This window comes from Rhizobium sp. K33, from assembly GCF_056501445.1.
Window position 1 is genome coordinate 48,228 of record NZ_CP096479.1, and the last position, 14,413, is coordinate 62,640.

Consider the following 14,413-nt stretch of genomic DNA (forward strand, 5'->3'; position numbering starts at 1 on the left):
ATACTCAATTCGTGAAAGCCAGCCCGTTTTATTCGGCCGCCGGGGCCATAGCCTCGCCATGAAAGTCTTCGCGATATGGCTTGGCGGTCGGCGGCAGTTGCCGCTTGAGGAAGTAATCCTCATTGCGGAGCTGGCGCAGGAAGGCCGGGATCATCTCGCGATAGCCATGGAGGATCGACGGGTTAGGCTCCGGCAGGTCATCCTTGATCATGGCGTGCAGCTTGGGCAGCGCGTGATAGGGCACCATCGGAAACATGTGGTGTTCGACGTGGTAGTTCATGTTCCAGTAAATGAACCGACTGATCGGGTTCATGTAGACTGTCCGGCTGTTGAGCCGATGATCGATGACATTGTCCGCAAGGCCACCATGCTGCAGCAGGCCTGTCATCACGTGATGCCAGGCACCGTAGAGCCGCGGCAGACCTATCAGCATGAAGGGCAGGATCGACCCCATGTAGACGGCGAGAGCTCCCGTCGCGAGATAGATCGCCAGCCAGATGCGCGCGACCCGGATGGCCTTCGGCTGTTCGCTTTCAGGAACAAACGTCTTTTCTTCAGCGCTGATCACCCCAAAGGCGTTACGAACCATGTCGATCAGAGCGTGCCAGGCATCGAGCAGACCGAAGAAGTTCAAGACCAGCCGCATAAGATCCGGCGGACGCATGACGGCGATTTCCGGGTCTCGACCAACGATAACGGTATCGGTGTGATGCCGGGTGTGGCTCCAACGCCAGGTGACCGGATTGCGCATGATCATGAAGCAGGCGATCTGGTAGACGACGTTATTCATCCACATCGTCTTGAAGGCCGTGCCATGACCGCATTCGTGCCACCGGCTGTCAGATGCCGACCCGTAGAGCACGCCGTAGGCGAGGAAGAATGGGATCGCCCAAAGGCTGCCCCAGAAATACACGCCGAGGCCGCCGAAGACGATCATGGCACCGAGCCAAATCGCAGTGTCGCGAATAGCCGGGCCATCCTCGCGCTTCATCAATTCCTTCATCTGCTTGCGGGGAACATCGGTGTGATACCACTCGGCCGCCGAAAGCCCATTGGCAACCGCAGCCTGGGCATCACGTCCCAATAGGCTGTAATCTCTCTTGCTTGCTGTGCTCGCCACGATTTCCTCCTGCCTGTCCGGTTCTAGCCGGACCAATTCGCTTGACGATTGCCAGAAGGAATATCGCGGATTTCGATCCACTCAATGGGGCCTTGATATATTCTATCATTTCATATCATACTGGTATTTATAAATGATAGAATGACCTCAGAAAGGAACGGATATGGCATCGCGCCCTACCATTGCCGACCTCGCTAAAGCGGCAGGCGTAAGCGTTGCGACTGTCGACCGGGTTTTGAACGGTCGACACAAGGTTCGTGAAGATACGGCAAGACGGGTCTACGACGCGGCAAACGAAATCGGCTTCCATGCAGTCGGGTTGCTAAGGCAGCGAGTGTTCGAGGGACTGCCCCAATACAAGTTGGGATTCGTGCTGCAGAAGCCGGATCATCATTTCTACCAGGCGTTCGCGCGCGAGATTGAGATCGCGGTGCAGAACCATCCCGGAATACGGGGTGTCGCGCAGATCGATTTCTGCACATCCCAGACACCTTCTGAACTGGCAGACAAGCTTCGTGAGGTGGGCGGACGGAACCAGGCCGTCGCAATGACCGCGCCTGATTATCCTGCTCTTTCGGTCGTCGTAGAAGAGCTGAAGGCGAAAAGCGTGCCGGTATTCTCAATGCTCTCCGACTTCGCCTCAGGGATCAGGGAGGGGTATGTCGGGCTAAACAACCGGAAGGCCGGGCGAACAGCAGCTTGGATGATCGCCAAGACCTCGAAGAAGCCTGGAAAGGTGGCCGTCTTCGTAGGAAGCCACCGCTTTCACGGGCACGAGCTGCGTGAGATTGGCTTCCGCTCCTACTTTCGCGAACATGCTCCCGATTTCGAGGTTCTCGACACCCTCGTAAACCTCGAGACCGTACAGATCACGCATGAAGCAACGCTCGATCTGCTGCTGCGCCACCCCGATCTGGTCGGCTTCTACGTTGCGGGCGGCGGCATGGAAGGCGCGATCTCCGCCATCAGGGAAGAAAAGCTCGGCGGAAAGCACATCGTTGTGGTCAACGAACTGACACCGATCTCCCGTGCCGCACTTGCAGATGAGATCGTGACAATGGCTATCGCCACTCCCCTCGCGAACCTTTGCCGTGAACTGGTTCAGTTAATGGTGGAGGCCGTGGATAGCGGTCCGGCGACTGCCCCCGGGCAAACGTTCCTGTCTCCGGAGCTATACGTCCCAGAGAACATCTGACCAAAGATGGAATTCCATCATTACAATTGCCAAATTCTATCATGAATGAAACGAAATACCTCTAATTCCGCTTTGACGAACGTCATGAAACCTGATGATTTCAAGGTCAGCAAGCCCCGAGGAGGAACAGGGGGCATGTCAGACACTTTGGGAGAATTTCATGGCTGCGCCCACTTTCGCGCTCAACCATATGGTTGCGCCACAGATGCCGCTTGGCGCTTTTTTCAAGCTCGGCAAAACCCTCGGCATCAACCAGTTTGAGATCCGCAATGATCTCCCCGGCAATGCTATTCTTGATGGGACTTCGCCATACCAGGTCCGCGAGCTTGCAGCCGCAGAAGGCGCAGAGATCATTTCCATCAACGCGCTCCAGCGCTTCAACGAATGGACGCCGTCACGAGAGGAGGAGGCGCGAAGCCTTGCGACATATGCCGCCGCATGTGGGGCAAAGGCACTCGTGCTGGTGCCTGTCAATGACGGCTCAGGCAAGCTTGAGGGCGAACGTCAGGGGAATCTTCGTGTAGCGCTCAAGGGGCTGAAGCCAATCCTCGAGCAGGCCGGCATCATTGGTCTGGTCGAGCCGCTGGGCTTCCAGATCTGTTCCCTGCGCTCCAAGAAGGAAGCCGTTGATGCGATCAACGCTATCAATGGCGTGGATCGCTTCCAGCTTGTGCACGACACTTTCCACCACGTACTGGCTGGCGAACATGAAATTTTCCCGGCAATGACCGGGCTGGTTCACATCTCAGGCGTTGATGACGCTCAAGTCAGCCTAGACCAAATGCGCGACCCGCATCGTGTGATGGTTACAGATGCAGATCGCCTCGGCAATGTCGTCCAGATCCGCGCGATGCTGGCACAGGGTTACGCGGGCCCCTTCTCTTTTGAGCCTTTCTCCCCTTCGGTCCATGCCACATCCGACGTCGTCGGCCTCGTTAAGGGCAGCATGGACTTCGTGAGAAAGACGCTCTGATCAAATCCCCGGATGGCCAGGAGGAGTTGGACGTCCGGGCGAATTGCCTCCTGGGAGGAGGCGTGCCGGCTTTAAGGGGTGTTGCCGGGCACCGAACAACATGTGGAGGACTGAAAATGAAGAAACTTATGGCAGGCGCCATTCTGGGCGTGCTGATGGCATCCAGCGCAATGGCAGGCAATATCGGCGTATCGATGGCCAACTCCGACACCTTTTTGACCGTGCTGCGCAAGGGCATCGAAAAGGCCGCGGGCGATGCTAGCCAACCAGTGCAGATCGAAATCGCCGATGACGACGTCCAGAAGCAGCTTTCGCAGATCCAGAACTTCATCGCGTCCAAAGTCGACGCAATCATCGTCAATGCCGTAGACACGTCTGCGACCGCGCCGATGACCAAGCTTGCCAACGACGCTGGCATCCCGATCGTTTACGTCAATCGCATGCCGTCCGACGTCGACGCGCTGGGTCCGAAGGGCGCTTTCGTAGCCTCGGACGAAGTGGAGTCCGGCACGTTGCAGACCAAGGAAGTCTGCCGCATCCTCGGCGGCAAGGGTGACATCCTCGTCATGGTCGGCGACCTGGCCAACCAGGCAGCCGTCCAGCGTACCAAGGACATCCACGACGTGATCGCGACCCCGGACTGTGCCGGCATGAAGATCCTCGACGAACAGACTGCAGTCTGGGATCCAGTCAAGGCACAGGATCTGATGACCAACTGGATCGCGGCGGGTCACAAGCCGGCTGCTGTCATCGCCAACAACGACAACATGGCAATCGGCGCCATCAATGCCATGAAGGCCGCTGGCTGGGGCATGGATGAGGTCGTGGTTGCTGGCATCGATGCCACACAGGAAGCGCTCGCCTACATGAAGGCAGGCGATCTCGATGTCACCGTCTTCCAGGACGCTTTCGGCCAGGGTGCTGGTGCAGTCGATGCTGCCATCAAGCTCGCCAAAGGCGACAAGGTTGATGCAAAGGTCTGGATCCCGTTCCAGCTCGTGACACCTGAGAACATGGATCAGTTCGTCACAAAGAACTGATGCAAGGATGAAGAGGCCCGCCGTCATCAAGGCGGCGGGTCTGTCATTCGGGGAGGAGCCGAGATGGCACGAACACAGGCATTGAGCCCGCAGACAATGCAGGCCGTACGGGCCAGCGGGGCCGTCCCACATAGTGAATACCTGCTGGAGGTCTCAGATGTGCGGAAAGAATTTCCGGGCGTCGTTGCTCTCGACGATGTGCAGCTAAAGCTGCGACGCGGCACGGTGCATGCTCTGATGGGGGAAAATGGCGCTGGCAAGTCGACCTTGATGAAGATCCTTGCCGGGATCTACTCGCCAGACAGCGGCAGCTTCAAGCTGCGCGGCGTTGATATTCGTCTCAAAAACCCGCTCGATGCCCTGCAGAACGGCATTGCGATGATCCATCAGGAGCTGAACCTGATGGCCCCCATGACGGTCTCCGAGAACATCTGGATCGGGCGGGAGCCTCTAAACCGTTTCGGCTTCGTTGACCATGCGGAGATGAACAGTCGCACTGCGGCACTCTTCGACCGTCTTGGCATCGACATCGATCCGGAAATCAAGGTGGGCAAGCTCAGCGTCGCCAGCCGTCAGATGGTCGAGATTGCGAAGGCCGTCTCCTTCGATTCCGACGTCCTCATCATGGACGAGCCGACATCCGCTCTAACCGAGAAAGAGGTCAACCACCTCTTCCGGATCATCCGGTCGCTTCGCGAGGATGGAAAGGGCATCATCTACATCACCCACAAGATGAATGAGCTCTTCGAGATTGCCGACGAGTTCTCGGTATTCCGTGATGGCAAATACATCGCGACCTGCAACTCAGCCGATGTGACCCGCGACGACATCATTCGAATGATGGTGGGACGTGAGATCACCCAGATGTTTCCGAAGGAGCCGGCCAAGATCGGTGAGGTCGTCCTATCTGCAAAGGGCCTCACACTGAACGGCGTCTTCCGCGATGTGTCCTTCGATCTGCGGGCGGGAGAGATCCTGGGCTTCGCAGGCCTCGTTGGGTCGGGCCGCTCGAATGTTGCGGAAACGATTTTCGGCGTCACGCCGGCCGACGCTGGGACAATCGAACTCTTCGGCAAGCAGGTTGATGTCTCGTCACCATCCGTTGCCATGAGCTACGGCATGGCTTTCCTAACAGAAGATCGCAAGGAAACAGGCTGCTTCCTCCTCCTCAACATCCAGGAGAACGCCCAGATGGCCGTTCTTCAGCAGCGATATGTGAACTTCGGCTTCGTGCAACAGCAGGAGTTGAGCAAGGCCGCATCGGACATGGCCAACAGGCTTCGCGTGCGCACGCCTGATATGAACGAACCTATCATCAACCTTTCCGGCGGCAATCAGCAGAAGGTGCTGATCTGTCGGTGGCTAATGACCAATCCGAAAATTCTGATCCTCGACGAACCCACCCGTGGCATCGACGTCGGTGCAAAAGCCGAGATCCACCGCCTGATCTCGCAACTCGCAGGCCAGGGGGTCGCGATCATCATGATCTCGTCGGAAATGCCGGAAGTGCTCGGTATGAGCGACAGGATTGTCGTGCTGCATGAGGGCCGGGTCACAGGGATCCTGGACCGCGCGGAAGCTGACCAAGTCAAAATCATGGAGCTGGCGTCGCGTTGACGACCAGCCGGGAGGAAATCATGTCAGATGCCACTAACGAACTCGGCGAGACGTCGAAGACGGGCCTCAAGAAGGTTCGGCGACTGCCACCAGAAGTCTCGATCCTGGCCGTCCTGATCGGGATCGCCCTCGTCTTCGAAATCCTCGGCTGGTACGTCGTCGGAGAAAGCTTCTTGGGCAACAAACAGCGGCTCTCGATCATCGTGCTGCAGGTGGCCGTTACCGGGATCATTGCCGTGGGTGTCACCCAGGTGATAATTACAGGCGGCATTGACCTGTCGTCCGGTTCGATGGTCGGGTTCATCGCCATGGTCGTGGCGAGTTTCGCACAAACGTCGCTCAATGCGCGAGCAGTGTTCCTGCAACCCGAATATGCTGCCTTCGGCTTGAACTGGTTCATCGACTCCAGCCCGATCTGGCCGATTTTAGCAGGCATTTTGCTTGGAGCCCTCCTCGGCTACATCAATGGACTAATCATCGCCAAGACCGGAATTCCGCCCTTCATCGCTACTCTTGGCATGATGGTGTCGGCACGCGGTCTTGCGAAATGGTATACCGAGGGGCAACCGGTGGCGCTCCTCAACGAGAATTTCACCTGGCTTGGGCAAAGCTTCGATCTCTGGGGTTTTCCAGTTCCCCGGACGGTGATCGTCTTCTTCATCATCGCCACGATCTGCCACATCGCGCTCTGTTATACCCGTTATGGCAAATTCACCTATGCCATCGGCGCCAATCCCCAGGCCGCCCGCGTCTCCGGCATCGACATCGGGAAGCACCTGATCAAGGTCTATGCAGTGGCCGGCCTTCTGTCTGGCGTTGCAGGCGTGATGCTGGCGGCCCGCGCCCAGTCCGGTCAACCGAATATGGGCGTCGCCTTCGAACTCGATGCCATTGCTGCGGCCGTAATCGGCAGAACATCGCTGGCTGGTGGCGTTGGACGGATCACGGGCACTGTCATTGGCGTCATAATTCTCGGGGTCGTGACCTCTGGTTTTACGTTCCTCAAGGTCGGCGCCTATTACCAAGAGATCGTCAAAGGCGCGATTATCGTCACGGCAGTCGTGATCGATGTCCACCGTCAGAAGAAAAAATCTCGCGCCTGAGTTCATCTCATCGGGCGCGAGGAGGCGATGCGGCTCGGGGGAGCGCGCATCGCCTCCCTCCCAGCTTCTTATCCCTTCCCCTTACATCCCGACGTCTTGGAGCCTTGGACATCAATGAAGAACTATGTGCTGACCGTATCCTGCGCGTCCACTCGCGGCATCGTGGCCGCCATTTCGGGTTATCTCGCGGAACAGGGCTGCAACATCGTCGACAGCTCCCAGTTCGACGACCTCCATACCGGCCAGTTTTTCATGCGCGTCTCCTTCATTTCCGAGGAAGGCGTGGCGCAAGCCAAACTCGACAAGGGTTTTGTGGCCGTCGCCGAGAAGTTCGGCATGAACTGGAACCTGTATGACGCCGCCCAGCGCATGAAGGTGCTGCTGATGGTGTCGCGCTTCGGCCACTGCCTGAACGACCTGCTCTATCGCTGGAAGATCGGCGCGCTGCCGATCGACATCGTCGGCGTCGTCTCGAACCATTTCGACTATCAGAAGGTCGTCGTGAACCACGACATCCCCTTCCACCACATCAAGGTGACCAAGGAGAACAAGCCGGAAGCCGAAGCTCGGATCATGGATCTGGTCGAGCAGACGGGCACCGAGCTCATCGTCCTCGCCCGCTACATGCAGGTTCTCTCCGACGACATGTGCCGCAAGATGTCGGGCAAGATCATCAACATCCACCACTCCTTCCTGCCGAGCTTCAAGGGCGCCAACCCCTATAAGCAGGCCTTCGAGCGCGGCGTGAAGCTGATCGGAGCGACGGCCCACTATGTCACGGCCGATCTCGACGAAGGTCCGATCATTGAGCAGGATGTTGCCCGCATCACCCATGCCCAATCGGCGGACGACTATGTCTCGATCGGCCGCGACGTCGAAAGCCAAGTGCTGGCGCGTGCGATCCACGCCCATATCCACCATCGTACCTTCATCAACGGCAACCGCACGGTCGTCTTCCCGGCAAGTCCCGGCTCCTATGCCTCCGAGCGCATGGGGTGATCCATGACTGTTGTTATCGATGGAAAGGCAGCCGCCGCTTCGGTCATCGAAGCGGTAACCTCAGCGGCAACGACGCTCGAAAGTTCCGGCCATCGCAAACCCGGCCTTGCCGTCGTCATCGTCGGTGACGACCCGGCAAGCCACGCCTATGTCGGCGCGAAAAGCCGCATGGCCAAGCAGTGCGGCTTCAACTCCATCCAGCATACGCTGCCGGAAGAGACCTCGCAGGAAGACCTGATGGCGCTGGTCGCCGCGCTGAACGCCGATCCCGATATCGACGGCATCCTTGTCCAGCTCCCGCTTCCCAAACATCTCGACAGTGAGCCGGTCATCCAGTCGATCCTGCCGGAAAAGGACGTCGACGGTCTGCACATCCTCAATGCTGGTAAACTCGCAACCGGTGACCTGAAGACCGGGCTCATCTCCTGCACGCCCGCTGGCGCCATGATCTTGGTCCGCCAGATCCACGGCAAGGATCTCTCGGGCCTCAACGCGCTCGTCATCGGCCGCTCCAACCTCTTCGGCAAGCCCATGGCGCAGCTTCTGCTGAATGCCAACGCCACCGTCACGATCGGCCATTCGAAGAGCCGCGATCTGCCGGAACTTGCCCGTCAGGCCGACATTCTGGTGGCTGCCGTCGGTCGAGCCGAAATGGTAAAGGCCGACTGGCTGAAGCCGGGCGCGACCGTCATTGATGTCGGCATCAACCGCGTCACGGCTCCGGAAAAGGGTGAGGGAAAGTCCAAGCTGGTGGGCGATGTTGCCTTTGCGGAATGCAAGCCGATTGCGAAAGCCATCTCTCCGGTGCCCGGCGGCGTCGGACCGATGACGATCGCCATGCTGATGGCCAATACCGTGATCGCTGCCCATCGCCGCGCGGGTGTTGCAGCACCGAGCTTTTGATAGCGTACGGATGAGCCTCTAACCGCTGGGAGGGCGTGATGGGACTGGGTGTAGGGTTGATCGGTTCTGGCTACATGGGCAAATGCCATGCGCTTGCATGGACTTCTGTGGCGACGGTCTTTCCGGACATCGGCCGTCCACGGCTCGTCGCACTTGCCGATGCAACCCCAGAACTTGCGCGTGAGCAGGCTGAAGCATTTGGTTTCGTCCGAGGGACCGGAGATTGGCGAGACCTGATTTCCGATTCCGCAGTCGATGTGGTTTCCATCGCTGCCCCAAATCAGCTTCACGCCGACATGGCAGTTGCGGCATTGGAAGCCGGCAAACACGTCTGGTGTGAAAAACCAATGGCAACGTCTCTAGAAGATGCCGTCCGGATGCGGGATGCAGCAAGACGCTCAGGCAAGACGGCGATCCTCGGATACAACTACATCCAGAACCCCATGATCCGGCATGCGCGCAAGTTGATTGCCGAAGGCAGGATCGGCGAGGTCAATCACATCCGGCTCGAGATGGATGAAGATTACATGGCCGATCCGACCGAGCCTTTTTACTGGAAGAGTGAAAAGAGATCGGGATACGGCGCACTCGATGACTTCGCAGTTCATCCGATTTCGCTGCTGGCAGTCCTCCACGGACGCATCACCTCCGTGGTCGCCGATATGGCCAAACCCTATCCAGACAGGCCGACCAATGATGGTGGTCGTCGCAATGTCGAGAACCACGACATCGCCCAGGCTCTGTTTAGGACTGAGCTGGGTGCTTCGGGTGTGCTGATGGTCAACCGTTCAGCCTGGGGTAGGAAAGGTCGAATTGCGCTGCAAATCTTTGGCTCCAAGGGATCCATCCTCTACGATCAGGAGCGGATGAACGAACTGCAGATCTATTCGACTGAAGATCCTGCTGACCTTCAGGGCTACCGGACGATACTCGCGGCACCCATCCATGCCCCCTATCGCCAGTTTATCCCTGCCCCGGGCCATGGTTTGGGGTTCAACGAACTCAAGGTGATCGAATGCCATGAACTGCTAGAGGCAATACCCGGTAACCGAGGAGCTCATGTGATCGACTTTGAAGACGGTCTTGAGATCGAGCGAGCGGTGCACGCAATGGCTCAGTCTAAACAAGTTGAGAGGTGGGTGGATTTGTAAGTGACAAACTCTCCAGCATCTGAACGGTTCACGTCGCCAAAGCCTAAGCGTGCTTGAACGTGTTGCGGACTGCCGACCGAGCTTCGCGCACTTCAAGTCAGCTCATTTGATTAAACGCGATCTGGCTTTCATATCTGCAACATCCGCGCTGAAATGTGCAGCTTAGAGTGTGACGTGATATCTGCAAAGCTCCGACCCTCGAGAGCTGCCGCGCATCGCGTGCAACAGCATTCCAGCCTACAGAGATCTACGCCACCGCCTGAGCACCAGTGATTTCCACGAGCGAGCCGCAGATGAATTGAGCCTCTTCAGAAGCCAGAAACGCCACCAACGCAGCGACTTCCTCCGGCTTTCCGATACGGCCGTACGGCACCAGCTTGTCGAGATCCGCAATCGTTCGCCCGGATCGCTTCACGCCTGCCTCCAGCATGGGCGTATGTATCTCACCCGGACAAACCGCGTTCACGCGGACCTTGTTGGGCGCGTAGTCACGAGCAAGGTTCTGCGTGAACGCAGCCACCGCAGCTTTTGTCGTGTTGTAGGCGATGTGGTTCGGCGCCGGATAGAGGCCCCACTGTGACGCTGTGTTTACGATTGCACCGCCTCCGGCCTCGATCATCAGCGGCAGAGCGGCACGGCACAGATGGAACATGGAGTCCAGATTGACCGCGAAGCTCAGGGCCCAATCTTCATCGGTGAGAGACAGAAGATTACCGCGTCGATTGATCCCAGCATTGTTGACGAGCACATCCAGACGGCCGCGCAGTGCATTTGCTCGTCGGACGAGGTCGAAGCATGCATTCTTGTCCGTAATATCAGCGGTCATCGCTTCGGCGACATAGCCGTCAGCAACGATCTCGGCAGTGACCGCAGCCGCAGCGTCAACGTTAACATCCGCAACGACGACCAGTGCACCCTCAGATGCAAGTCGCTTGGCGATAGCCGAACCGATTCCCCCGCCCGCGCCGGTGACGATTGCCACCTTGTCTTCGAAACGCTTCATCAAGCTGTCCTTTCAACGAATGTAGCTGCCGCCGTTGACGTCAAGTGTTGCGCCATTTAGCGATGTCTGGGAGGGGCGGAACGTGAAGGCGACCAGTTCGGCAACGTCCATTGGATCCGCCATCTCACCGATCGGAATATCCGCCACGGCCGCCTGCTTGCCGTTTTTCGCGATGAAGTCATCGGCCATGTCGGTATGAACCCAGCCCGGTGCGATGGCGACCGCGGTCACGCCATCCGGACCGAAGGAGCGCGCAACCGATTTCGTCAGGTTGATCAGGGCGGCCTTGCTCGCACCATAAGCCATGGCGTCAGCGGCATAGCCTCTTTGTCCGGCCCGGCTTGCAATATTCACAATGTGACCGCCACCCACCGCTTTGAAGTGCGAGATTGCCTGCTTTGACAAGTCGACCGCCGCGAAAAAGTTGATCTGGAAGTCTCGCTGCCATGTCGTCTGCCAGACCTCCACATCGGCCTCGATCCCCACTCGACCCAGGGTCCCGGCATTGTTGACAAGCCCGTGAATGCGGTCAGCGGAACGAAGCGCTTCCTCCCAAAGGACAAATGCGCCTTCACTTGAGGCAAGATCCGCAGTCAGCACGATACCCTTGCCGCCGATCTCATCGTTCAGGGCCTCAGCAGCTTGCCGATCGCGACCGTAGTGAATGATGGGCCTAGCACCTTCTGCTGCAAGCGCCTTCACAATGGCGCGGCCTATTCCGCCAGAGGCACCAGTCACCAGTACCGTTTTGTCAACGAGTGCTGCCATCAACACTTAGCCTTCAGAAGATCACCGACCTGCGAGCCCCAGGTGTCCGACAAAGCGAAACCTGCCGCGAAAGGATCGTCGCTTCGCAAGAACAATTGTTCACGCCCGTAGATGTAGCCGCGCCCCGTGATGCGGGGTAGCACGGCCCGGCGTCCGGCCACGTCGGTCTCGCCGATCGCCTGGGCAAGGAATTCGCCACCGATGATGGAGCGCGACACCTTGCGGTCCCCGACACCAATCTGGCCGCGCGCGAAGAGCGTCGCCAGGTTGGCGGAGCTCCCCGTGCCGCAGGGGGACCGATCGACACGACCCGGCTTCAACGTGGTACAGGTTCGCACAGCGCCATCCACTTCCAGCGAACGGAACATGACGTAGGCGATGTCACTGAGGCCATCGATCAGCGGATGGCTGACCTGAACCTGGTGACCGAGAAGTTCCTTCAATTCTGTGCCCGCCTCCGCCAGGTTCCGGGCATTATCCGGCGCGATTGACGAGCCGATCTGCTTTACGTCAACAAGCGCATAGAAGACACCGCCGAACGCCAGATCCACCTTGATCCGTCCCCATTTCGGCGTCTCGATTTCGCGATCAAGCGCCTCGGCATAGCTCGCGACATTGTCGAGGCTCACCGCTAGGCAGCGGCCGTTTCGGCACGTCGCGCGAGCCACGATCAGACCCGCGGGCGTGTCGAGCCTGACTTTCGTCTCCGGTTCCTGCATGGGCAAGCGTCCGCTCTCCAGCAGTGCGGTGACGACGCAAATGCAATTACTGCCGGACATCGGATGAGCGCGATCCGGCTGAAGCACGATGAAGCCGGCATCAGCATCGGGGCGGGTTGGTGCGAGCACCAGGTTGACCGACATGGCAACATGTGCGCGTGGCTCGAAGGTTACGAAGCGCCGCAAGCTGTCGTCCACCGTGTTGATATGGTTCATCTTGTCGAGCATTGTCGCACCAAGTATCTCTGGTGCTCCACCCAAAATAACCTTGCCGATTTCACCTTGGCAGTGGACCAGAAGTATGTCGAGTTCACCCTCCAGGTTCATCATGCACCTGCCTGCGGTTTGATGTACCATCCCCACGGCTCGTCGTTTTGGAACCGTGTGATCTGCTTGGTTTCCAAGTAATTTTCGAAGCCCCAGCGACCGAGCTCACGCCCGATACCGGATTGCTTGTAGCCGCCCCATGGCGCTTCGGTGAAGGTCGGCTGCGAGCAATTGATCCAGACAATACCCGCTCGGAAGGCCGCCGCGACCCGTTCCGCTCGTGTCTCGTCTTTCGACATGACTGCCGCTGCCAGACCGAAACGGCTATCATTTGCCAAAGCGACCGCCTCGGCCTCCGTTTGGAATGGCCGGATGCAGACGACTGGTCCAAAGATCTCTTCGACCCAAGCCTCGCTATCAAGCGGCACATTTGCAAGAATGGTCGGCTCGAACCAGAAACCTCGGTCGAATCCTTCCGGTCGCTGTCCACCGCACAGTACGTCCGCACCTGCAGCCCTCGCCTTCTCGACGTCTCCCGCCACCTTGGCATGCTGACGGGCCGACACCAAAGGACCGAGAAGTACCCCGTCTTCCAGCCCATGACCGATCTTGATTTTCTTAGTTTCTTCGACAAGGCGGGTAACAAGCCGCACATAGATATTCTCTTGCACGAGCACTCGTGAAGTGGCCGAGCAGACCTGACCCTGATTCCAGAAAATGCCGAACATGATCCATTCAACGGCCTCGTCTATATCCGCATCGTCGAAGATCACGAAAGGCGATTTACCGCCGAGCTCCAGGCTAACCCGCTTCACGTCGCGCGCAGCTTCAGCCATGATTTTGGAGCCCACCGGTCCAGATCCGGTGAACGCGAGCTTGTCGACCAGTGGATGCTCAACAATGGCTTGCCCCGTCGTCGAGCCCGTGCCTGTCAACACATTCAGCACACCTGCTGGCAGTCCGACTTCATCGGCGATTGCCGCGAGCTCAAGCGCTGTGAGCGATGTGAGTTCGGCTGGCTTGAGGACGACCGTGCAGCCAGCGGCCAATGCAGGCGCGACCTTCCAGGAGGCCATAAGCAGAGGGTAGTTCCAGGGTACGATCGCGCCGACCACACCAAGAGGCTCTTTCACAGCCTTGGACACGAAACGCGCGTCCCCGAGCGGGATTGGCTCAACCCGATTGTGGTCGAACTCCTCCGCCAGGCCCGCGTAGAAGTCGAAGCATCCCGCCGCATCCGCGATGTCCCAATCGGCTTCAGGAAACGGCTTGCCGTTGTCGAGCACTTCAAGGCGGGCGATTTCGGCTTGTCGAGCACGAATTCCGTCTGCGATGGCGCGAAGATATCTCGCCCGTTCAGCTCCCGAAAGCTGAGGCCAACCGTCTTGATCGAAAGCGCGCCTCGCGGCCTTGACGGCAACATCAACGTCTTCGGCTGTTGCCATGGCGATCTGCTGAATGACCTCTTCAGTGGCCGGATTAATGACATCCGCGCTACCGCCACGGGCCGGGGCAACCCAATGTCCGTCGATGTAAAGCTTGTCGTGCATGGATA

General features: G+C 58.5%; 13 protein-coding genes. 8 read left to right on the forward strand and 5 right to left on the reverse strand.

Annotated features, from left to right (window positions below; genetic code table 11):
• Positions 1 to 28: 28 nt before the first annotated feature.
• The gene (locus M1E12_RS22300; RefSeq protein ID WP_479565031.1) at positions 29 to 1,120 is read right to left on the reverse strand and encodes a fatty acid desaturase family protein; all 1,092 of its coding nucleotides are present in this window, start codon (positions 1,118 to 1,120) and stop codon (positions 29 to 31) included.
• Positions 1,121 to 1,283: 163 nt separating this feature from the next.
• Between M1E12_RS22300 and M1E12_RS22305 the strand changes: the two genes are divergently transcribed.
• From M1E12_RS22305 to M1E12_RS22340, 8 genes are all read left to right on the forward strand, one after another.
• On the forward strand, positions 1,284 to 2,315 hold the full coding sequence (locus M1E12_RS22305; RefSeq protein ID WP_479565032.1) for a LacI family DNA-binding transcriptional regulator: 1,032 nt from the start codon (positions 1,284 to 1,286) through the stop codon (positions 2,313 to 2,315).
• A 160-nt stretch (positions 2,316 to 2,475) separates the two neighbouring features.
• On the forward strand, positions 2,476 to 3,288 hold the full coding sequence (locus M1E12_RS22310; protein ID WP_479565033.1) for a TIM barrel protein: 813 nt from the start codon (positions 2,476 to 2,478) through the stop codon (positions 3,286 to 3,288).
• A 116-nt stretch (positions 3,289 to 3,404) separates the two neighbouring features.
• A complete protein-coding gene (locus M1E12_RS22315) occupies positions 3,405 to 4,328 on the forward strand; it encodes a sugar ABC transporter substrate-binding protein (protein WP_479565034.1) in 924 nt (307 codons plus the stop codon).
• A 63-nt stretch (positions 4,329 to 4,391) separates the two neighbouring features.
• Positions 4,392 to 5,945, forward strand: a complete 1,554-nt coding sequence (locus tag M1E12_RS22320) for a sugar ABC transporter ATP-binding protein (RefSeq protein ID WP_479565035.1) — start codon at positions 4,392 to 4,394, stop codon at positions 5,943 to 5,945.
• A 20-nt stretch (positions 5,946 to 5,965) separates the two neighbouring features.
• Positions 5,966 to 7,048, forward strand: coding sequence for an ABC transporter permease (locus tag M1E12_RS22325; protein ID WP_479565036.1), 1,083 nt, complete (start codon positions 5,966 to 5,968; stop codon positions 7,046 to 7,048).
• Positions 7,049 to 7,162: 114 nt separating this feature from the next.
• Positions 7,163 to 8,047, forward strand: coding sequence for a formyltetrahydrofolate deformylase (purU, locus tag M1E12_RS22330; protein WP_479565037.1), 885 nt, complete (start codon positions 7,163 to 7,165; stop codon positions 8,045 to 8,047).
• 3 nt (positions 8,048 to 8,050) lie between these two features.
• Complete coding sequence (gene folD / locus M1E12_RS22335) at positions 8,051 to 8,950, forward strand: bifunctional methylenetetrahydrofolate dehydrogenase/methenyltetrahydrofolate cyclohydrolase FolD (protein WP_479565038.1); 900 nt, start codon at positions 8,051 to 8,053, stop codon at positions 8,948 to 8,950.
• 35 nt (positions 8,951 to 8,985) lie between these two features.
• Positions 8,986 to 10,101 (forward strand): Gfo/Idh/MocA family protein, encoded by a 1,116-nt coding sequence (locus tag M1E12_RS22340; protein ID WP_479565039.1) that lies wholly within the window; start codon positions 8,986 to 8,988, stop codon positions 10,099 to 10,101.
• A 247-nt stretch (positions 10,102 to 10,348) separates the two neighbouring features.
• Here M1E12_RS22340 and M1E12_RS22345 read toward each other — a convergent pair whose 3' ends face one another.
• Genes M1E12_RS22345 through M1E12_RS22360 form a run of 4 tightly spaced genes read right to left on the reverse strand, consistent with a single transcriptional unit; the run spans position 10,349 to position 14,408 of the window.
• A complete protein-coding gene (locus M1E12_RS22345) occupies positions 10,349 to 11,104 on the reverse strand; it encodes an SDR family NAD(P)-dependent oxidoreductase (protein WP_479565040.1) in 756 nt (251 codons plus the stop codon).
• Between the two features lie 12 nt (positions 11,105 to 11,116).
• On the reverse strand, positions 11,117 to 11,872 hold the full coding sequence (locus M1E12_RS22350; RefSeq protein ID WP_479565041.1) for an SDR family NAD(P)-dependent oxidoreductase: 756 nt from the start codon (positions 11,870 to 11,872) through the stop codon (positions 11,117 to 11,119).
• Positions 11,872 to 12,918 carry a proline racemase family protein gene (locus tag M1E12_RS22355; protein WP_479565069.1) on the reverse strand — a complete coding sequence of 349 codons (1,047 nt, stop codon included), beginning with the start codon at positions 12,916 to 12,918 and terminating at the stop codon, positions 11,872 to 11,874. The genes M1E12_RS22350 and M1E12_RS22355 overlap by 1 nt, the downstream gene beginning before the upstream one ends.
• Positions 12,918 to 14,408: an aldehyde dehydrogenase family protein gene (locus M1E12_RS22360; protein ID WP_479565042.1), complete on the reverse strand. Its 1,491-nt coding sequence runs from the start codon at positions 14,406 to 14,408 to the stop codon at positions 12,918 to 12,920. Before M1E12_RS22360 ends, M1E12_RS22355 begins: the two co-directional genes overlap by 1 nt.
• Positions 14,409 to 14,413 lie beyond the last annotated feature (5 nt).